Origin of the sequence: Clostridium rhizosphaerae (genome assembly GCF_016765585.1) — a bacterium.
GTDB lineage: Bacteria > Bacillota > Clostridia > Clostridiales > Clostridiaceae > Clostridium_AT > Clostridium_AT rhizosphaerae.
On the sequence record NZ_JAESWC010000001.1, the window covers coordinates 247314 to 266157 of the forward strand.

23 protein-coding genes and 1 pseudogene are annotated in these 18844 nt (G+C 33.6%); 11 read left to right on the forward strand and 13 right to left on the reverse strand.

What is annotated here, in order from left to right:
* Positions 1 to 100: 100 nt before the first annotated feature.
* Genes JK636_RS23970 through JK636_RS01220 form a run of 3 tightly spaced genes read right to left on the reverse strand, consistent with a single transcriptional unit; the run spans position 101 to position 1813 of the window.
* Positions 101 to 322 (reverse strand): DUF6143 family protein, encoded by a 222-nt coding sequence (locus JK636_RS23970; protein WP_338025710.1) that lies wholly within the window; start codon positions 320 to 322, stop codon positions 101 to 103.
* The gene (locus tag JK636_RS01215; protein ID WP_202747011.1) at positions 301 to 1101 is read right to left on the reverse strand and encodes an AAC(3) family N-acetyltransferase; all 801 of its coding nucleotides are present in this window, start codon (positions 1099 to 1101) and stop codon (positions 301 to 303) included. Before JK636_RS01215 ends, JK636_RS23970 begins: the two co-directional genes overlap by 22 nt.
* Before the next feature lie 22 nt (positions 1102 to 1123).
* Entirely contained in the window at positions 1124 to 1813 is a 690-nt protein-coding gene (locus tag JK636_RS01220) for a Crp/Fnr family transcriptional regulator (RefSeq protein ID WP_202747012.1), read from the reverse strand.
* Between the two features lie 98 nt (positions 1814 to 1911).
* Between JK636_RS01220 and JK636_RS01225 the strand changes: the two genes are divergently transcribed.
* The 3 genes from JK636_RS01225 to JK636_RS01235 are packed head-to-tail and all read left to right on the forward strand — an operon-like array spanning position 1912 to position 3498.
* Positions 1912 to 2334, forward strand: coding sequence for a DMT family transporter (locus JK636_RS01225; RefSeq protein WP_202747013.1), 423 nt, complete (start codon positions 1912 to 1914; stop codon positions 2332 to 2334).
* A 17-nt stretch (positions 2335 to 2351) separates the two neighbouring features.
* Positions 2352 to 2834 (forward strand): DMT family transporter, encoded by a 483-nt coding sequence (locus JK636_RS01230; protein ID WP_202747014.1) that lies wholly within the window; start codon positions 2352 to 2354, stop codon positions 2832 to 2834.
* Positions 2809 to 3498, forward strand: coding sequence for a YjjG family noncanonical pyrimidine nucleotidase (locus JK636_RS01235; RefSeq protein ID WP_202747015.1), 690 nt, complete (start codon positions 2809 to 2811; stop codon positions 3496 to 3498). Before JK636_RS01230 ends, JK636_RS01235 begins: the two co-directional genes overlap by 26 nt.
* Before the next feature lie 29 nt (positions 3499 to 3527).
* Here JK636_RS01235 and JK636_RS01240 read toward each other — a convergent pair whose 3' ends face one another.
* The 7 genes from JK636_RS01240 to JK636_RS01270 form a co-directional block, all read right to left on the reverse strand.
* Positions 3528 to 3683: a hypothetical protein gene (locus JK636_RS01240; protein ID WP_202747016.1), complete on the reverse strand. Its 156-nt coding sequence runs from the start codon at positions 3681 to 3683 to the stop codon at positions 3528 to 3530.
* A 180-nt stretch (positions 3684 to 3863) separates the two neighbouring features.
* Positions 3864 to 4157 carry a DUF503 domain-containing protein gene (locus JK636_RS01245; RefSeq protein ID WP_202747017.1) on the reverse strand — a complete coding sequence of 98 codons (294 nt, stop codon included), beginning with the start codon at positions 4155 to 4157 and terminating at the stop codon, positions 3864 to 3866.
* Between the two features lie 23 nt (positions 4158 to 4180).
* Positions 4181 to 5107, reverse strand: coding sequence for a sensor histidine kinase (locus JK636_RS01250; RefSeq protein ID WP_202747018.1), 927 nt, complete (start codon positions 5105 to 5107; stop codon positions 4181 to 4183).
* An 18-nt stretch (positions 5108 to 5125) separates the two neighbouring features.
* A complete protein-coding gene (locus JK636_RS01255; RefSeq protein WP_202747019.1) occupies positions 5126 to 5872 on the reverse strand; it encodes an ABC transporter permease in 747 nt (248 codons plus the stop codon).
* Positions 5865 to 6788, reverse strand: a complete 924-nt coding sequence (locus JK636_RS01260) for an ABC transporter ATP-binding protein (RefSeq protein ID WP_202747020.1) — start codon at positions 6786 to 6788, stop codon at positions 5865 to 5867. Before JK636_RS01260 ends, JK636_RS01255 begins: the two co-directional genes overlap by 8 nt.
* Positions 6789 to 6870: 82 nt before the next feature.
* Positions 6871 to 7572, reverse strand: coding sequence for a response regulator transcription factor (locus JK636_RS01265; RefSeq protein ID WP_202747021.1), 702 nt, complete (start codon positions 7570 to 7572; stop codon positions 6871 to 6873).
* A 228-nt stretch (positions 7573 to 7800) separates the two neighbouring features.
* Positions 7801 to 8736 carry a GNAT family N-acetyltransferase gene (locus JK636_RS01270; protein WP_202747022.1) on the reverse strand — a complete coding sequence of 312 codons (936 nt, stop codon included), beginning with the start codon at positions 8734 to 8736 and terminating at the stop codon, positions 7801 to 7803.
* A 386-nt stretch (positions 8737 to 9122) separates the two neighbouring features.
* On the opposite strand from JK636_RS01270, the gene JK636_RS01275 reads away from it, so the two are divergent.
* Genes JK636_RS01275 through JK636_RS01290 form a run of 4 tightly spaced genes read left to right on the forward strand, consistent with a single transcriptional unit; the run spans position 9123 to position 12189 of the window.
* Positions 9123 to 9725, forward strand: coding sequence for an ECF transporter S component (locus tag JK636_RS01275; protein WP_021654491.1), 603 nt, complete (start codon positions 9123 to 9125; stop codon positions 9723 to 9725).
* A gap of 55 nt (positions 9726 to 9780) precedes the next feature.
* Positions 9781 to 10548 (forward strand): energy-coupling factor transporter transmembrane component T family protein, encoded by a 768-nt coding sequence (locus tag JK636_RS01280; RefSeq protein WP_202747023.1) that lies wholly within the window; start codon positions 9781 to 9783, stop codon positions 10546 to 10548.
* Positions 10545 to 11390 (forward strand): energy-coupling factor ABC transporter ATP-binding protein, encoded by an 846-nt coding sequence (locus tag JK636_RS01285; protein WP_202747024.1) that lies wholly within the window; start codon positions 10545 to 10547, stop codon positions 11388 to 11390. The genes JK636_RS01280 and JK636_RS01285 overlap by 4 nt, the downstream gene beginning before the upstream one ends.
* Complete coding sequence (locus JK636_RS01290) at positions 11383 to 12189, forward strand: energy-coupling factor ABC transporter ATP-binding protein (RefSeq protein WP_202747025.1); 807 nt, start codon at positions 11383 to 11385, stop codon at positions 12187 to 12189. The genes JK636_RS01285 and JK636_RS01290 overlap by 8 nt, the downstream gene beginning before the upstream one ends.
* Positions 12190 to 12411: 222 nt before the next feature.
* Here the strand turns inward: JK636_RS01290 and JK636_RS01295 are convergent, their stop codons facing one another.
* Entirely contained in the window at positions 12412 to 13428 is a 1017-nt protein-coding gene (locus tag JK636_RS01295) for a LacI family DNA-binding transcriptional regulator (RefSeq protein ID WP_202747026.1), read from the reverse strand.
* Between the two features lie 162 nt (positions 13429 to 13590).
* On the opposite strand from JK636_RS01295, the gene JK636_RS01300 reads away from it, so the two are divergent.
* The 4 genes from JK636_RS01300 to dcuC are packed head-to-tail and all read left to right on the forward strand — an operon-like array spanning position 13591 to position 17295.
* Positions 13591 to 14007: a GNAT family N-acetyltransferase gene (locus tag JK636_RS01300; protein WP_202747027.1), complete on the forward strand. Its 417-nt coding sequence runs from the start codon at positions 13591 to 13593 to the stop codon at positions 14005 to 14007.
* A 6-nt stretch (positions 14008 to 14013) separates the two neighbouring features.
* A complete protein-coding gene (gene rbsK, locus JK636_RS01305) occupies positions 14014 to 14925 on the forward strand; it encodes a ribokinase (RefSeq protein ID WP_202747028.1) in 912 nt (303 codons plus the stop codon).
* 18 nt (positions 14926 to 14943) lie between these two features.
* A complete protein-coding gene (rihC, locus tag JK636_RS01310; protein ID WP_202747029.1) occupies positions 14944 to 15867 on the forward strand; it encodes a ribonucleoside hydrolase RihC in 924 nt (307 codons plus the stop codon).
* A 21-nt stretch (positions 15868 to 15888) separates the two neighbouring features.
* Complete coding sequence (gene dcuC, locus JK636_RS01315; protein WP_202747030.1) at positions 15889 to 17295, forward strand: C4-dicarboxylate transporter DcuC; 1407 nt, start codon at positions 15889 to 15891, stop codon at positions 17293 to 17295.
* Positions 17296 to 17352: 57 nt separating this feature from the next.
* Here the strand turns inward: dcuC and JK636_RS01320 are convergent.
* Together JK636_RS01320 and JK636_RS01325 are read right to left on the reverse strand one after the other, a co-directional pair.
* Positions 17353 to 17685, reverse strand: a pseudogene (locus JK636_RS01320) (sugar-binding domain-containing protein); the annotation flags it as partial.
* A gap of 127 nt (positions 17686 to 17812) precedes the next feature.
* Positions 17813 to 18838: a methylcobamide:CoM methyltransferase MtbA gene (locus JK636_RS01325; RefSeq protein WP_202747031.1), complete on the reverse strand. Its 1026-nt coding sequence runs from the start codon at positions 18836 to 18838 to the stop codon at positions 17813 to 17815.
* Positions 18839 to 18844: the final 6 nt, after the last annotated feature.

Below are 18844 nucleotides of genomic sequence, written 5' to 3' on the forward strand. Positions count from 1 at the left end.
TTTTCGCTGCCTTGTCTATATCTTCATAATTTCTATTCAACATATATGAATTCCTATCCAAATATCTACTTTATTTTGTGGCAAAGGAGATAGAGCCTTATTAGACGAAGAAACTTTTGAGATATACATCCTTTTTCAGGCAGCTTAGCGTTAAGCCATATTCTGCAGTTAAATATTCATCAGAAAAATTAGATATAGTTAATACATTAGTAAACAAGTTTACGCCAGAATCACATGGATTTATTAAACCATCCCAATCACTATACCCATTTCCTACCCAATTATTATTCTCAAATGTTTTTATCTGTTTTTTTCCATCCACTCAGTTGCAAAATCTACTAAAGATCTTTGCTTCATAAACCTTACATCAGCATCTCCAACCTTATGAATTTTATTATCCGCCTCTTTATCATATTGATTTCCTAAAGCTACAAAATCCGAATCATCAACCGCCTGTGTGCTGTAGGTTACCCATTCTCTTTTACCGTTAATTATCACAGCACTACTTTCATTTGTAAACTTCTTAGATTTAAAATCAGCCCTAATTTCAGCAAGATGCAGTGATGTATTCTTTTCATATCCTACGCCTATTAATAAAATATGTCCGTCAAGTTCGTATAATTTATCTACCGGCGAACCTTTTCCAAATATATTGCTTAGGTCGTGATTATTAGTTAAGTATCCAGCATATTTTCCTACCGCAGCTACAGACCTTGCAGGATGATCTGATCTTTTTGCTCCAGGCCACTTTCTGAACACCTCAGCAACTACTCCCATTCCTATTGCAGGGGTAACCTCCTTATCATAAGCTGGCCAATTTGCACGTATTATAGGCCACCATTCTTCAGGCTCTTCCCAGTGTACTCCCGTAGATGGATCAAGGTTCTTCCAGGTTTGCGAAGGCATCATTAGAGTTCCTTCTTCGCCAACTATTTCAAGTAATGCTCTTATTAAAGTTTCAGCACCACCTACTACAAATCCTAGACTCTTCAGTGATGTGTGTACAAATATAGCTTGCCCTTTAGATACCCCGCAGTCTCTAAACTGCTTTACTAAATCCTCCTTTATTAATATAGATCTGGTTTCTTTACTTTGTTTCATATTTTTCCCCCATTAACTATTATTATAAAGATTTTATATATAAATTCTTAGATAAATCATTAAGCCTTTTTTCATCTAAGATATATATTTTTTTACCATCACATTTTATAATCAATTCTTCTTCCATCTCTTTAAGAGTTCTATTTAAATGTCTGTAGGTTGTTCCTAAAAATTGAGCAATTTCTTTAAATGATGAATTTAAAGTTACATAGTTTTTATCTGTTATATGCTCAATTAGATAGCTGGATAATCTGTTGATAAGAGGATAGACAAAATTGTAGGAGCTATTATTTATAGTTGCATATAGCTTTTCACTTAGGGAGTCTACTAAATGATGTAAAAGCATTATATTATTGAAATATTCTTTTCTAAGTGTAGCCGCTGGTATTGCTATTAAATAAGTATCCTCAACTGCCTCAATATCGCATAGTACAGGAATGTTTTTTAAAAGTTCCAGGTCTCCTATAGTATTAAAATCTTTATAAAACTTTAACTGCATTGATTTGCCATTTTCAAAAAGATACGATACTTTGATTTTCCCATCTACAAGCAAGTAATAGTATTCAAGCTCTGTCTGTGCTTCCAATATGAACTCATTTCTCTCAAAGAAGTGAAGCTGAGCATTTTTTAATATATCTTCTCCAAGTATTTCTTCTATATTATGTTTGTCAATATATGTTCTTAATAACTTCCTATCAGAAATTCTTCTCATAAATCCTCCTTGAAATGACATATGTCATATTCAGATTCTTATAAATATTGTAGTTTATTAACAAAGGATTGTAAATCTTATACGAGGAGGATTATTATATGTATAAAAATTTAGCCTTTATAAATGGAGTTATTCTTGCTCTCATGGTGTTTTTAAACGGTATGCTTGGAAGTAAATCAGGACCCTATTTAAGCACACTGATATATCACTTATTGGGACTTTTATTAATTATTACTTTATCTATATTTAAAGGAAATAAGCTTTCAAACTTTAAAACTTTATCTCTTGTATTTTTTATCCCAGGGCTTTTAAGTGTTTTAACCATACTCTTTAACAATATTGCTATTCCTAAAATAGGTTTGAGTCTTTCTATTGGAATAGGGCTATTCGGCCAGCTTGTAATGTCCTGCATAGTGGAACACTTTGGGCTATTCGGAATGCCTTTAAACAGATTCAAAAAGAAAAAACTGCTAGGCTTTTCAATTATTTCTCTTGGAATAATGATGATGATAATAATGTAGTAAAGGAGGAATTTTCTATGTATATATTTTTATCTTTTTTTACTGGTATAATAATAGTTGTAAATATGATGTTAAATGGAAAGCTTGCTCAAAAAGAAGGAATGCTAAACGGGCTTATAATAAATTATACAACTGCAGCCTTGTCTTCTATTATACTATGCGTATTAATGGTAAAAACTGTGCCCTCATATTTAGTTATTAAGGCCATTCCCCCTATATATTTTCTTGGGGGTTTTATTGGAGTTTTAACAACCTATTTGTTTAATATCATTGTTCCAAGGGTACCGGCAGTATATATAGTCATATTGAGATTTATAGGACAGATGCTTACGAGTGCTGCCATAGATTATGTATACTTGAACATCTTTTCTAAAGGAAAGCTAATCGGAGGACTGCTGTTTTTAATAGGATTAATAATTAATGCAAAAATTGATAATAAGCAGCTTACTAAACTAACTAAACAGGAGGATAATAATGAAATACGAAGTTATAATATTTGATGCAGATGATACCTTATTTGATTTTAAAAAATCAGAAAGAGAAGCTTTTAGAAATGCTATACTTGAGTTTGATATAGAATATGATGAAAATCATCACTTAAAAATATATCAGGAAATAAATACTGCAATATGGAAGGAATTTGAGCAGGGACTTATCACTCAAGAAAAATTAAAGGTTGAAAGATTTAAAAGACTATCTGATAAATTAAACACAAGCTTTGATGAAAATAAATTTGCAAAAGTGTACATGAAGCATTTAGCTGATGCATCCTTTTTATTTGATGAAAGCATAGAACTTGTTGAAAGCCTCCACAAAAATTATAAACTTACTATCGTGACCAATGGCCTTACTGATGTTCAAAGCAAGAGAATAAGAAAATCAGAGATAGCAAAGTATTTTGAGTATGTAGTAATATCCGAGGAAATTCAAATAGCAAAGCCTGATCCAAAAATTTTTGAACATGCTATGCAAAATATCAATCATACAGATAAGAGTAAAATCCTTATGGTTGGAGACAGCTTAACTTCTGACATACAGGGAGGTATAAATTTTGGAGTAGATACTTGCTGGTACAATCCTAAAAGACTTCAAAACAACACAAATATAAAACCTACCTATGAAGTTTCATGCCTTATGGAACTGAAAACAATACTTGAAAAATAGGTAAAGGAGTTGTCTCAAAACAACTCCTTTTACCTATCTTTATTATTCCTGTCATCATTATTTGAAAATGGTGACTCTAGTATTTTAGGATCTTTTCCATCATTTTTATCAATTTCAAAGCCTAGATAACCCCAATCATCGCTGAAGGTTAAATTGGGTTCCTTTTGTTTGTCTTTCTCTTTCATAAAAACACTCCCTTTATTGTTATGATAAATGCCTCGATTATCTTACAATATAGTTTGCACATTTGTTATAAAAATATAAATTTAACTAAAAAGAGCCTTGGCAGAATCTCATTTGCCAAGGCTTCCTAATTATTGATTTTGTAAATTTATAAATCTGTATATGCCTCATATTAAATAAACTTATGTAAAAGTGACCATATCTTCTCTTTCAATATTAATTAACTCTGCATCTGTATTAGCTTCAACAAAATCAATTATATTTTCCATTGTAGAATCTACCTGAGCTGAGCTTCCGCATACTGCAGAAATTCCTATAACTATTGTCTGATGAATATCCTGCTCAGCTACTTCTGCAACAGATATATTAAATTTGTTCTTAAGCCTTTGAACAATACTTTTTACAACCATTCTTTTTTCTTTTAAAGAATGTACCCAGGAAGCTCTCAGTGTAATTTTCATAAGCAAAATCTTCATATGTTTCACCCATTCATTTATTTTTAGTTAAGCTTTGTATCACTCTTAATAGATGTTAGCCACTTAATTTCTATGCTTAGCTCTTTATCCTTAAGGCTAGCGCTTATTTCGTGTCCCATTTGCTCAACTAGCTGTTTTGTTATTGCAAGTCCTAAACCTGTACTCTTTTCCGTTCTTGTTTTATCTCCAGTAAAAAATCGTTCAAACAGGTGTGGAACATCCTCTTCTTTTAAATCCGGAGCATCATTAGTAAAAATATTGCTTATATAGCCATCTTTTTGAGATAAAGTTACAGACATATTCTTACTGCTGTACTTCAGCATATTTTGTATCAGGTTAGAAGAGATTCTTCTTACAGCATTTTCATCGCTTATAACTAATTTTATATTTTCTTCAAGTTCCAAGGCCGGATCAATGCCTTTGTTTAAAAAATCATTGTAGTAGGAAGCTGTTATGTCACAAATTATGTTATATAAATTTAAAGTCTTAAACTCAAACTTATATTCCTTAGCTTCAAGCCTAGACAAATCATAAAAGCCGCTAATCAACATCTGAAGTGCCTTTGAACGTTTCTTTACAATGTCTATATACTGCTTTTTTTCCTCTTCCGGCAGGTTATCATCTTCTATAAGCTGGATATAGCCCATTATAGAAGTAAGAGGTGTTCTTAAATCATGAGATATGTTTGCAATTGCCTGTCTTAGCTCAAGATCCATTCTTTTGTATTCAGCCTCTACCTTTAGTTTTTCCTCTAATCCATTATTTATAGCTAAAGCTAGCTTTTTTATTAAATTATTCGCTGAGCCAATTAGTATTTTTGCATTAGTCTTCGTTGAATTAATACTATCCAATCTGTCTGCTATATCAGAAACATTTTTTCTTAGAGAAAAGTATAGGGCAATGAATATGATTAAGCCAATCGCTAGTATAATAATTATAAATTTCTCCATAAACATCACCCTTTCCTTTTATTTTATTTCTTTTCTATTAAAATATACAATACTTAATACTGTAAAAATAACAGTATACGCAAGGCCAATAAATGCAGCATAATAGAGTTCATTTACTGTCATCTTTGGATCACTTAAAGCACCCAGCCTGTTTGTAATAAGATATCTTCTTAAATATTCGAATTTATCAGAAACAATATAAGCAAGTAACTGAAATATCTTAGAAGTCAAAAGGAATACCCCACCATAGACAAAGCTAAAAATCGTATTGCTGTTTATAGCCATACCAAGGAAAGTTCCTATTGATACAGCACCAATCCATAAAGGTATTGCTGTTAATATTCTTTTTAAAACCATAGGAAGAACTTCTTTAACTCCCTGGTCAATTCCAAATAAAGCAGCTGCACTTCCATAAAAAACACCGAATATAATAAAAGCTGCTATGAATGATAATATTACCGAAACAATTAACTTTGATAATATAAGCTTATATCTTGGGACTCCAAAGGTTATTACGTTTCGCATTGTTTGATGCTTATTTTCTTCTGCTGTAACCATATCAATATATGGAACAATAATAAATACGGCTGCTGTGAGAACATAAAGACTGCTGCCTAAAAGCATAGAAAAATTTATTTGGGAAATATTATTTGCTTTACCTATTATAGTTACTGTTAGTGCAAGTGCCGCTACAAGTCCTGTAAAAACCCAAAAATACATACGATTAAAATTTCTATATAATTCGGCTCTAATATAATTAAGCATGTTTATTACCTCCAATCAAATCTATAAAGTAATTTTCAAGGTTTGCTCCTAATTGATTTAGAGAGTAAAGCTTAATACCGTTATTAATCATTGCCTCAGCTACAACCTCAGGCTTATTTATATAATCGTAAATTCTTATCTCATTTCCGTTTAACACTTCATATTTAGTAGAGCCAAGCTGTTTTTCAATCACTGCTGAAGCTTTTTCTGTGCTGCTTACCTTTACAGAAACTGAGCTTCTGCATTTTTCCTCTAAGTCCTTAGCAGATATCTGTTCAATGAACCTGCCGTCATTAATAAAGCCAAAAGAAGTTGCGAGTTGAGCAAGCTCACTTAATATATGACTTGATATAATAATAGTAATATTTCTCTCTCTATTAAGCTTTAATAAAATATCTCGAAACTCCACTATCCCTGTTGGATCAAGTCCGTTTATAGGTTCATCTAAAATCAATAAATCCGGACTTGCCATTATAGCTAGAGCCAGCCCTAAACGCTGCTTCATTCCAAGTGAAAAGTTCTTGAACTTTTTATTTCCTGTGTTATCAAGTCCTACAATTTTTAATGTATCATCTATAACATCTTTTTCTGCGATACCTCTTTGTATTCTATAGTACTCAAGATTTTTCCTTGCTGACAAATATGGAAAAAAGCTTGGAGTTTCTATAATGGAGCCTGTTCTCATTCTTGATTTATTTAATCCCTCATTCGAAGTCTCCTGAAAAAGCTCAATTTCTCCGCTTGTTGGCATAGTAAGACCAGTTATCATTCTAAGCAGTGTTGTTTTTCCTGCTCCATTTTTTCCTACTAGTCCAAATACTTCACCTTGTTTTATTTCTAAATCAGCATTATCAACAGCAAGATGACTGCGGTATTTTTTAGTTAAATTCTTAGTTTTTATTACCGTGTTGGTCATTAATTTCAACCTCCCTTTCCTTGTACAATGTTATAGTAAATCTTAATGTACAAGAAAACTTAAAGAAATCCTTAAGAAAGTATTAAGTTTTATCGCTTAATTTAAAACCGATTCCCCACACAGTATGAATATATTCACTGTCTTTATCTGCTTTAGCAATTTTTGAGCGCAGATTGCTTACATGAACATTAACAGTATTATCATCACCAAGAAAATCATCCTTCCAAACATGCTCAAATAAATTCGCCTTTGTAAACACCTTATTAGGATAGGTCATTAATAATTCCAGAATAGAAAACTCTCTTGCTGTAAGTGAAAGAGGAATATCATTAACTTTAACCTCCATAGTTTCCTTGTCTAAAGCCATATTTTTATGCTTAAGAATGTTTTTTTCTTCCTTTGGTTTTGAAAATATCATAAACCGTCTTAATTGTGCTTCTACCCTTGCCTCAATCTCATTGACATCAAAGGGTTTAGCTACAAAATCATCAGCACCGAGCTTTAACACATCTATTTTTGTTTCTAGAAAGTCCTTTGCAGATATAACTATAATAGGCATCGTCTTTAACTTTCTTATGTATGCTATAAGTTCCTCTCCAGAAACCCCCGGAAGCATCAAATCAAGCAGTACAAGCTGAAAATCATACATCTCAAAACACATCTTAGCTTCAGTACCTGAATATGCCGCCCTTACATTGTAACCTTTTCTGCCTAGTATTCTGCAAAGAAGACTATTTATGTCTGCATCATCTTCCACAACTAGAATATTTATATCAGTTTCCATAATAACCAAACCACCTTTATAAAGCTGATAAATAAACATTTCAACTATAAATCTATACAGTACTAAAGTTCCGCTGTTTTCCAACTGTACAAATTAAGTTTAACCTAAAATATGCTATTTCTGCAATTACCTGAAGTGTTTTTATAAACTTTTCATCGTATTATTAACAAAGATAAAAATAGAGCAGAGATTAAATAACTTATTTATTCCCTACTCTATTTCATATTACTATATATTTTGTTTTTCATACATTGCTATTTGAAAGGCTGGCTTCATTCCAATGCTTTTATAAAGCTTATGGGCATTAGTAGGACTGTCTGCATCTACACTAAGCGCAACCTTGTAAATACTTCTCTTATAGCTTTCTTTCATAATTGTCTTAAGAAGGTTTCTTCCAATTCCATGCTTACGGGCACTGCGAGATACCCCTAACAGATCAACCCACATATATTCTCCTTCTATTTTTCCAATTAAAAAGCCTGCTAAATCTCCCTTGTAGTAAGCCATGTACCATAGATTGAAATCTCCGGTATCTTTTGTCTTATGATTCAGCCATTCTTCATATGGCTTTGGCCGGTGGCTTCTTGCATCCTTAAACGCTTCACAATAAACCTTGTAGATAGATTTAAAATCCTCATCAGAACTCCACTTTCTTATAGTTACATCTTCTGGAAGGATAACCTCATCAGGCTCTTTATCAAGCTCAATACTCATTTGGCTGTATAAGCGCTTAAATTTATATTCTCGTTTCTCTAAAATATTCTTTGCACCAGTATTTTCGGCAGGAATAACGTTGTTAAATTCATAGGATATTTGTTTTTCCTTGTATTTTTCAATATATTCCTTGGCCCTCTCCTCAGTACATTTTACCAAAAGCGTTGCAACTCCTAGTCCTTTATACTCCGGATGAGTAAATACATAAGTATCCAGCCTTCCTTCACCCATTTCTTCCATAAATGCATTTCCAATTACTTTATTGTCCTCTGTCGTAACCACCCAGCTATTTGTTTCCATGGGTATTGATTCTAGTACCTCTTGCATATTGATTACAAATTCATCTGTTCCAAACTCATCTATATCACAGGCTGAAGCAATATACTGTATATTCTGTATATCTTCCAAGCTAGCAGGACGCATTATTAACTTACCTTCATATTTTTTCATCATATCCCCCATCTCTATTTATCATTTTCTGTGGGACACCATAACCTTAAGTCATTTTTAATTTCAAGATGTCCTACTCTATATATAGTTTATCTTGCGAAGAGAGGAGCCCACAATAGTAAAAACATTTCTATATTATTTTCTACACAAAAGGAGCTGTTATAAAACAACTCCTTGACTATTTATTCATATATAACTTTTTAATGAAATCATCATTATTAATTAATATATAAAGTTTATACATCATAAAATATTATACAAATAATTATATGCTTGGCAATATTTGTAGTGTGATGTATAATATGTACAAGTGTATATACATCATTCTGCTATTCTTTACACATTTATTTAAGTACTAATATATAAATAGTGAGAGGAGAATTCTTATGTCAAAAAAAAGTATGTGGTCTTTTAAATTTTCTACTGCATCCCTTGTACTTATTCCAGCAGCTGTCGGCATCAATTATATCGGAAAACTTATTGCCTCGGCTTTAAAGCTCCCTTTATGGCTTGATGCTATAGGAACATCTCTTGCAAGTATGCTGGCTGGTCCTGTTATAGGAGCCATTTCAGGAGCCGTTAACAATGTAATCTACGGTCTTACTGCAGATCCTGTTTCCTTTGTTTATGCCCTTACAAGCATAGCTATAGGTATTGCAATCGGAGTTATGGCTTATAAAGGCTGGGTAGATAATATCGGCAAAGCAATTGTCACTGGTCTTGTAGTTGCATTGGTTTCAGCAATTGTATCTACACCTTTGAATATCGGTTTCTGGGGAGGACAAACAGGAAACCTTTGGGGAGATGCACTTTTTGCTACTCTTACAGGTCATGGTTTTCCAACCTTTATAGCTTCTTTCTTAGATGAACTAGTAGTTGATCTTCCTGATAAGGTAGCTACCGTCATTATAGCCTTTTTAATATTTAAGGGTCTTCCTAAAAAACTTACTCACTTATATAATAATAATAGCGATATAGAAAAACTGTAACTTTCAAGGGGCTGTTGAAAAATAGCTCCTTTATTCTAGGAAAAAGGTGATAAATATGAGAACTTTAACCCTTTATCAGCAAAGAAATTCTTTAATTCACAAGGTTGATCCTATAAGCAAGCTCTATTACATAGCTGCCGCCATACTTATCCCTATAATTCTGCCGACTTTAAACATGACCTTTATCTGCATGCTTGTAAGTATAGGACTGCTTCTTATAGGAAAGGTTTTTAAGAAAGTAATTCCTCTAGTTAGTTTTAGCTTAATCGTGCTTTTATCAATAATTATAATTCAAGGACTATTTAATAAAACCAATAAAATTGCTTTTCTCACTTTAGGGTCTATTACCTTTTACAAAGAGGGACTTTTTTATGCTTTTAAGATTTGTATGAGAGTTATTAATATAATCTGTGCCTTTTCAATACTTATATTAACAACAAAACCATCTGATCTTATTGAAGAGCTTGTTAGAAAAGGGCTTTCTCCTAAAATAGGCTATGTATTGAGTTCAGTACTTCAGATTATTCCTCAGATGGTTTCAACTATGGATACAATTACTGATGCACAGCGCTCAAGAGGAATGGAGACAGAAGGAAAACTATTTGTGAGAATGAAGGCCTTTCTTCCTCTTATAGGTCCAGTAGTAATGAACTCTTTGATTTCTACAAGAGAAAGAGCTATGGCACTTGAGGTTAGAGGCTTTAACTCAAAAGTTAAAAAAAGCTTTCTAAATGATGAGTTCAAATTTAAACATGGCTTTTTAATAAGAGCAGTAATAATAACCTTAATAGCTGCTGCAATACTTTGGAGGATTATAGCATGAAAAAGATAGTTGTAGAAAATTTAAAATACAGATATCCCTTAACTTCTGAGCTTGCCCTTAATGACATATCCTTTGAGGTCAACCAGGGAGAGTTTATAGGAGTTATAGGAGAAAATGGTGCGGGAAAATCCACATTGTGTCAAGCTCTCGTTGGTTTGGTTCCTCATTTCTATAAAGGTGCTTATGGAGGAAAGGTGCTTGTAGATAATATTGAGGTTGGCGAAAGTGATGTTAATACTTTATCGCTAAAGGTAGGCATAGTTTTTCAGAATCCCTTCACACAGGTAACCGGCTCAAAGCTAACCGTTTATGAAGAAATTGCCTTTGGACTTGAAAACCTTGGATTATCCCAAAGTGAAATGAAAAATAAAATAGATTATTCCTTAAAGCTTCTTGATATTTATAAATACAAGGATAGAAATCCTTTTGATTTATCTGGCGGACAGATGCAGAGAATGGCTATAGCAAGCATAATAGCTATGAAGCCTGAAGTTATTGTTCTTGACGAGCCTACTTCGCAGCTTGATCCTCAAGGTTCTGAAGAAGTCTTTAAGGCGGTTCAGGCACTTAGCAGCGAAGGAATAACTGTAATTATGGTGGAGCATAAGATTGAAAAGATAGCAAAATACTCAGACAGAGTTATGCTTTTAAATAAAGGTCAGTTAATAGACTTTGATATTCCTGAAAAGATATTTTCTAGAGATGACATAGAGGCTTACGGAGTCGAAGCTCCAGCTTTTACTAGAATATGCAGAGGGCTTAATATAAAAAATGAAGCCACAGGACTTTATCCAATCACAATAGATGAGGCTTATGATTTGGTGGTGAAAAAAAATGAATAAAATTTCAGTTAGAGACCTTCACTTTTCTTACAAAGATTCTGAAGAAATACTTAGAGGCATATCTCTTGAATTTGATGAGAGAAGCACAGCTATAATAGGGCAAAACGGTGCTGGCAAAACGACCTTCGTAAAGCTTTTAAAAGCACTTTTAAGACCTGTATCCGGAGATATATTAATAAATTCAATAAATACAAAGGATACCACTGCTGCAAAGCTTGCAAAGCATATAGGTCTTGTTTTTCAAAATCCTAATGATCAGATATTTAAAAACAAGGTTATTGATGAAGTAATGTTCGGCCCGTTAAACATAGGCATGGATAAAGATAAAGCAAGGATAAGTTGTGAGTATGCTCTTAAAGAAGTAGGTCTTTTTGATAAGCTTAATGAAAACCCTTATGACTTAGGTCTTTCTGAAAGAAAGCTAATCAGTATAGCTTCAATACTAGCTATGGATACAGATATAATAATCTTTGATGAGCCTACAATTGCTCAAGACTATTTAGGAAAAGAAAAAATTAAACAAATAATAAAAAAGCTCATAGCACAAGGAAAGCTTGTAATAACAATAATCCACGATATGGACTTTGTAGCCGAAACCTTTGAAAGAACTATAGTGCTAAATGACGGCTCAATACTTCTTGATGGAAATACAAGAGAGGTTTATTCTCATGCTGACGTACTTAGAAAAGCATATCTTGAACCTCCTCATGTAACTCAGCTGTGTCAAAAGCTTGGATTTGAAGATACTTTTCTTACTGCTAGTGAGTTTATAGAATATAAAAAGTCCTTAGGAAACTAAAAATAAGTGCTTTGCGTGATGTTGAGTTATTCTCTTTAAGTAGGCTAGTTTACTCTAGTAATATTTCATTATAATTATTTGCGTATTTATAGTAAAAACTCACAGAAAAACTGTGCAAGGTGAACGACAAAAATCAATCAGGAGACTTTATTTATTAGGAAGTGACAGAGATAGAACTGGACAATGGTTATTAATACCGTTGTCCCTTCAATAATTCTATGCTCAGTCTATAATTTTCTTAACACTATTATTTACAACTAATTTGGGCTCAAGACAAATATCTGCAAATTTAGAATGCCTATTTTGAATAAGACTAATCATAAGCTCGGAAGCTTTTTTTCCTAAATTTAAAATATTTTGTTCAACAGAGGTCAGCTGCAAATCTATTATAAAGTCATTTAATGTATTATCATAACTCACAATTGATAAGTCCTCAGGAACCTTTATGCCCTCTTCCTTTAGACGCTTTAGCAGACCAAGCGTCATCATATCATTGGATACAAACACAGCAGTTGTGCTGTTTTTCATTATTATATCTCCAGCATTATATCCGCTTTCAATATAATAATCGCCCTTGATAATATATTCCTCTTTTACTTCCAGTCCGTATTCGTCCATAGCTTCTTTATAACCTTCAAATCTATAAGATAGATTGTGTGAAGTAATGGAATGTATAATACAAGAAATTTTTTTATGACCTTGTTCAATCAAATACCTAGTGGCTAGATAAGCTCCTTTTTTGTTGTTAAAGTACACCTTGTTACAATTAAAGTCGCTAAAAAACCTGTCTATTAAAATATAGGGGACTGTTAATTTATTTAATTTAGCGCACATCTCTTTTTCATGCTTATAGGCTGAAGTAGAAAAAGTGATAAATAAGCCATCAATACCTCTAGATAGTAATAGGTCAATTAAATATAAATCTTGCTCGTACTCATCATTGGAGTTAACAATAATAAGAGTATACCCCGATTCTCTGCAATAACTTTCAATAGATTTTGTTAGTCTAGAGAAAAATATGTTTTCAATATCAGGAATAATGAGACCAAAAGTCTTAGTCTCTTTTGTAACTAAACTTCTTGCATTTATGTTTGGGGTATAGTGGTTTTCTTTTGCAATCTTCTTAATTAACTCTTTTTTTTCTTGAGAAATCCTACAAGGTTTATCGTTTAAAACCAGCGAAACGGCACTTATGGATATATTGGCTTGTTTAGCAATGTCTTTTATAGTACAACTCATATCAATCACCATTGTAATTATACCATATTTTTTGCAGAGTTTAAATTGCTAAATGTTATCTTAATATATCTGATAAAACGTTTTATTTCTATATTGACAATGTTTACATCGGGCTGTATTATATAAATAAAGATAAAACGTTTTAGCATAGAAGGTGATTAGATGAATATTGAAAGAAACGGTTTAACTTGGGAGATTTTTGATTCTATAAGAAGATACGCAGATATGCAAATATATGAGAAAACCGATATTATTGAGGCACTAAAAAATACACTTTACAGCGTCGTGATTTATGATAGGGAAAAACCCGTAGCTATTGGCAGAATTGTTGGAGATGGAAGAATTGCATTTTTTATAAAGGACGTTGTAGTTCATCCTGATTACAGAAACAAGCATGTTGGAACTATGGTTGTTAATGAACTTTTAGATTATATAGAATCCTGCTGCTGTGAAAATCCCTATATTGGACTCATGGCTATGCCTCATACGGAGAAGTTTTATGAAAAGTTTGGTTTTATTGTAAGACCAAATGATAGGTTTGGGGCAGGAATGATATGTTTGAATAGAAGGAAGGTATAGACTAGAATGAAAAAAGTTGTTGTAGTAGGAAGTTTAAATATCGATCTTACAATTAAGGTTGATAGGATGCCAAAGGAAGGAGAGACCATTCATGGTCATGACTTTTTAATAAATACTGGCGGTAAAGGCGGAAATCAAGCAGTGGCATCAGTAAAGTCTTGTGCTGAAACAGTATTGATAGCAAGTGTAGGTGGAGATGCCTTTGGCAATCAGATAATAGAATCTCTCAAAGGTTACGGTATAAGCACAGACTCAATACAGCTTCAAAAGCAGGATTATACTGGGTCGGCAATGATTATATGCAGTGATGATGACAACAGAATCATATTAAATCCTGGAGCGAATTTTTCTTTAGATTTTGATTTTGTAAGGGAAAAGCTGGACAAGATTGCAGATAAGGAAGACCTGTTCATAACGCAATTTGAGAATGATTTTGATACAACCCTAAAGGTACTTGAATACGCAAAAACCATCGGTATGAAGACTATATTGAATCCCGCACCTGCAAAGGTCATACCAGATGAATTTTTTAAATACATTGATATACTTGTTCTAAATCAGAGTGAGTGTGAGGTTCTGACAGGAATTTACCCTAAAACTCCAGAAGAGTGCGAGAGCCTGGGAAAAGCCATAAGGGGTAAAGGAACAGAAAATGTGATCATAACCTTAGGTAAGGTTGGTAGCGTAACAATAACTCCAGAGGAAGTTATTAAAATGCGTGCATATAAGGTAGATACTGTAGATTCAACGGCGGCAGGGGATTCTTTTATTGGTGCGCTGGCAGCAAAGCTGGCCTTCGGTGATCACTTAGAAGAGGCTTTGGAATATGCCACAAAGGTGTCAGCAGTAACTGTTACAAGGAAGGGAGCTCAAATAGCAATACCAACCACTGAAGAAGTAACTGAATTTTTTAAGTAATATAAAGGAGGGTGTATTATGCAAGACAAAAGAAAATTAATAATCGATACAGATCCAGGAATTGATGATGCTATCGCCATAGCAATCGCTCTTTTTTCCGATGAGCTGGATGTGAAACTGATAACTACTGTAGCAGGAAATGTTAGTTTAGACCTGGTAACTGAAAATACACTAAGGCTTCTAACATTCTTTGGCAAAAATGTACCTGTTGCAAAAGGAGCAAAGGAACCTCTTATACAAAAGTTTGATGATGCTAAAAATGTTCATGGAGCATCAGGAATGGATGGCTATGAATTTGGAGAACCAATTCGAAGCAATCTGCTTGAGGAACATGCTGTGAATGTAATGAGAAAAACTATACTTGAGAGCAATACTAGAGTAACCATCGCAGCTATTGGACCTCTTACAAACATTGCACTGCTTTTAAAAATGTATCCAGAAGTTAAAGAAAACATTGATGAGATAGTATTCATGGGTGGTTCTTTAACAAGAGGAAACAAGACAGTAATGGGAGAGTTCAATATAGCTACTGACCCTGAGGCAGCCAAGATTGTATTTGGCAGCGGAGTAAAACTTGTTATGGCTGGCCTGGACATGGGGCTTAAAGCACTTGTTTATCCTGAGGATAGTGAAAAGATAAAAACCTTTGGGAAAACTGGTGACATGATGTACTCACTATTCCAAAAATACAGAGGTGGAAGCTTTAAAACGGGACTAAAGATGTATGACAGCTGTGCCATTGCATATCTTCTTTGCCCTGAGATGTATGAAATGACAGATACCTTTATAGATGTGGAGACACAAAGTTCCCTAACACTTGGATGTACTATTGTAGATTTAAAAGGCTACATGAAGAGAGATCCAAACGCAAAGGTATGTACCGAAATTAATCCTGATATTTTTAAAGAGTGGTTTTTAAAATCAATTAAAAAATGTATATAAAAGATAAGGGGGAAAAATAGTATGAACAATTTCATTATGTATGCAGCTGCAATAGTAGCTGTTGTATTGGTAGTCTATATGCTTATAAAGAAAATGGACATAAAGGTCACTTTATTTGCAACAGGAATCATACTGCTTTATATCGCTATTGCAATGGGCAACGGCTTAGGAATCAAGGATTTTGCTTCAACCAAGTCCTGGATATTGGATCCTTTAAAGGTTACAGCAGATATTTTTAAATCAACCTTAAATGGAGCCGGCTTCATAATTCTGATATTAGGTGGTTATGCTGCTTATATGAGTAAAATCGGAGCAAATGATGTTACAGTTAGCGTATTAACCAAACCTATATCAAAGATTAAATCAGCTTATGTTTTAGTTCCGATAGTATTCTTAATAGGAAACATGCTTTCATTAGTTGTTCCTAGTGCTTCTAATCTAGCTATAATATTATTAGCTACATTATATCCAGTATTGAAAAAATCAGGTATGAGCACATTAACAGCGGCGGCAGTTATAGCGACAACTGCAACTGTAATGCCAACTCCTCTTGGAGCTGACAATGTTGCTATAGCCAAGGAACTTGCAAAATTCCCTGCTTACTCAGGGCTTTCAGTAACTAACTATGTTATGAACTATCACGCTATAGTATCTGTACCTACTTTATTTGTAATGGCAGTTCTTCACTACTTCTGGCAAAAGAGTATGGATAAGAAAGCTTTAAAATCAGCTGTAGAAGAAGAAATACAAGTTCAGGAAATTAAGGAAATCAAGGGCTCACCATTATTTATAACAGTTTACGCACTACTTCCTTTACTACCAATACTGCTTCTTATAGCAATGTATTTTACAAAGTCACCTGTTTCCTTATCAGTTGAAGTTGCATCAATACTAAGCTTTATTGTTGCTATTATCTGTGAGCTTATCAGATACAAAGGAGATAAAAAGGTTTTAGACGATACAGAAAGCTTCTTCAAGGGCATGGCAGGCGGTATGTCAATAGTAGCATTACTTGTTGCAGCTAGCGTATTTGTACAGGGACTGCAGTCCATAGGTCTAATAAAGACTCTGCAGATAGCAATGACTTCTACAAAGGGTACAGGAATGGGAATAATCCTTCCTCTTATACTAGTAGTACTATCCTTAATAATCGTACTTCTTTCAGGAAGCGGAACAGCCCTATTCTACGCAATGGTTCCACTTATGGTTCCTCTAGCTCAAGCAGCTGGAATCAGCCCAATTGCAATTTCAGTTCCAATGGGACTTGCTGGTAACCTGATGAGAGCGGTTTCTCCAGTTGCTGCGGTTGTAGTAATCGTAGCGGGTACCACAAAAAAACCAGCTTTGGAAATTGTAAAGCGCACCTCAGTTCCAATGATCGGTGGAGTTATATTCATGTTTGTGCTATCAATGATATTATTCCTATAAACACAATAAGATATTGTTAAGATTAATATAAAAAAATAATCAGGATTGATTTCCTGATTATTTTTTTATATTGCCGCTTATATCAAAATAATGTGTACATACCTCTCCAACTGCATTTTTGTTCTGAAAAATATAAGCTTCTGATTTTAATATGTAGTTCTTCTGAACAATGTTGGATTTAGCAGACATATCTCCGATACCAACTATTGCTATAGTGCAAGCCTTCTTAACTTCATTCACCAAGGAATCGCAAAGCTTCTTGTTTTCTAAGATAATAGGAGCGTACATAAAGCAAGGTTTTGCATTTAAAACTTGTGAGGAGCGTCCAACTATATAATCTAAATTTATATAGGATTCTTCCGCATTGAGTCCACCAACAAGCTGTATGACAGTAAGATTTTTCTATCAATAACTGGACTCTCACCAGTAAGTATGATCCTGCTTTGCTGTACGCACTCGCGATATCTTCTTTTCTAGTTAAATATATAAATATTTCTATATTATAGTTAAATATAATTTAGTCAGCTTCTTTAAACTTTACAACATCAAGCATTGCTTTTATATTATCAAATTTAGTTCTTGGTCCGATGCCGCAGGCTGGCGATAATATATTTACTCCTGAATCTAGACAACTTAACGCCTGTACCTTTATACTTTCTTTAGTACCATTTTCAAGTGTAAAGGTACTTACATTTCCCATGACAGCTTTATTATTTACATTTTCGCAAACCTCTCTTACACTTGTAATGGAATCAAAGCTTATGGCATCACTTCTCAGAGAGTTAAGCTCTTCATAAATACTCTTAAGCCTTCCGCATATATGAATTATTACTCCGGTTTCTGCATATTGCTTTAAAGCATCAGCAATTTTATTTAAATAAGGAACAGCAAACTTTCTAAAGCTCACAGGACCTAATATTTCACCTGTGGCACTAGGATCAGAAATAGCAAGAACATTTGCTCCTGCCATAAGCTGAGCTTTTCCGAACTCAATTAGATTTTCTGTTACAAATTCCATCAGTTTATGTGCTTCAGAAGGCTTCCTTATAATTTCCTTATAAAAATTTACCGGTTCCATAAGGGAAGCTGCAAGGCTTATCGGTCCAGTCAGATTAGCTACTATAGGAACTTCATTATTTTTTTCCTTAAGTATTTTAATAGCATCGATTACTGTTTTAACTCTTCCTTCATCAGTTTTTATTTTCTTTAGCTTTGTCCATTCACTTACTGAGTTTATTACATACTTTGTTACTCTAGGTTCATTTACTTTTGTACCTAGAAAAACTTCAGCACCCATGGCTTCTGCTTCGACAGTCATGCAAAAGGGCACTCCAAAGTTTTCAAAGCCTCCGTTTTCACAAACTCCTGCAGAAAGCTCAGCCATTAGCCTTGCATCCGTATGTGCCTCCGGCCATTTGCAGCCTGTTATATCCATGATATCCTCGACAATCATATTCATCATTCCACTAGGACAAATACATGGTGGTCTGTCTACCTTCTCTCTTAAAAGAGTAAGTTTTAATCTTTCCTTAGGGGTCAACAATTTAGC

Coding starts and splice junctions, on each gene's coding strand:
- JK636_RS01280 (WP_202747023.1), top strand. CDS start 9,781: ATGAGAACTTTAACCCTTTATCAGCAAAGAAATTCTTTAATTCACAAG.
- JK636_RS01300 (WP_202747027.1), top strand. CDS start 13,591: ATGAATATTGAAAGAAACGGTTTAACTTGGGAGATTTTTGATTCTATA.
- JK636_RS01270 (WP_202747022.1), bottom strand. CDS start 8,736: ATGAAAAAATATGAAGGTAAGTTAATAATGCGTCCTGCTAGCTTGGAA.
- JK636_RS01295 (WP_202747026.1), bottom strand. CDS start 13,428: ATGAGTTGTACTATAAAAGACATTGCTAAACAAGCCAATATATCCATA.
- JK636_RS01260 (WP_202747020.1), bottom strand. CDS start 6,788: ATGACCAACACGGTAATAAAAACTAAGAATTTAACTAAAAAATACCGC.
- JK636_RS01225 (WP_202747013.1), top strand. CDS start 1,912: ATGTATAAAAATTTAGCCTTTATAAATGGAGTTATTCTTGCTCTCATG.
- dcuC (WP_202747030.1), top strand. CDS start 15,889: ATGAACAATTTCATTATGTATGCAGCTGCAATAGTAGCTGTTGTATTG.
- JK636_RS01285 (WP_202747024.1), top strand. CDS start 10,545: ATGAAAAAGATAGTTGTAGAAAATTTAAAATACAGATATCCCTTAACT.
- rihC (WP_202747029.1), top strand. CDS start 14,944: ATGCAAGACAAAAGAAAATTAATAATCGATACAGATCCAGGAATTGAT.
- JK636_RS01290 (WP_202747025.1), top strand. CDS start 11,383: ATGAATAAAATTTCAGTTAGAGACCTTCACTTTTCTTACAAAGATTCT.
- JK636_RS01275 (WP_021654491.1), top strand. CDS start 9,123: ATGTCAAAAAAAAGTATGTGGTCTTTTAAATTTTCTACTGCATCCCTT.
- JK636_RS01265 (WP_202747021.1), bottom strand. CDS start 7,572: ATGGAAACTGATATAAATATTCTAGTTGTGGAAGATGATGCAGACATA.
- rbsK (WP_202747028.1), top strand. CDS start 14,014: ATGAAAAAAGTTGTTGTAGTAGGAAGTTTAAATATCGATCTTACAATT.
- JK636_RS01235 (WP_202747015.1), top strand. CDS start 2,809: ATGAAATACGAAGTTATAATATTTGATGCAGATGATACCTTATTTGAT.
- JK636_RS01255 (WP_202747019.1), bottom strand. CDS start 5,872: ATGCTTAATTATATTAGAGCCGAATTATATAGAAATTTTAATCGTATG.
- JK636_RS01250 (WP_202747018.1), bottom strand. CDS start 5,107: ATGGAGAAATTTATAATTATTATACTAGCGATTGGCTTAATCATATTC.
- JK636_RS01230 (WP_202747014.1), top strand. CDS start 2,352: ATGTATATATTTTTATCTTTTTTTACTGGTATAATAATAGTTGTAAAT.
- JK636_RS01220 (WP_202747012.1), bottom strand. CDS start 1,813: ATGAGAAGAATTTCTGATAGGAAGTTATTAAGAACATATATTGACAAA.
- JK636_RS01215 (WP_202747011.1), bottom strand. CDS start 1,101: ATGAAACAAAGTAAAGAAACCAGATCTATATTAATAAAGGAGGATTTA.
- JK636_RS01240 (WP_202747016.1), bottom strand. CDS start 3,683: ATGAAAGAGAAAGACAAACAAAAGGAACCCAATTTAACCTTCAGCGAT.
- JK636_RS01245 (WP_202747017.1), bottom strand. CDS start 4,157: ATGAAGATTTTGCTTATGAAAATTACACTGAGAGCTTCCTGGGTACAT.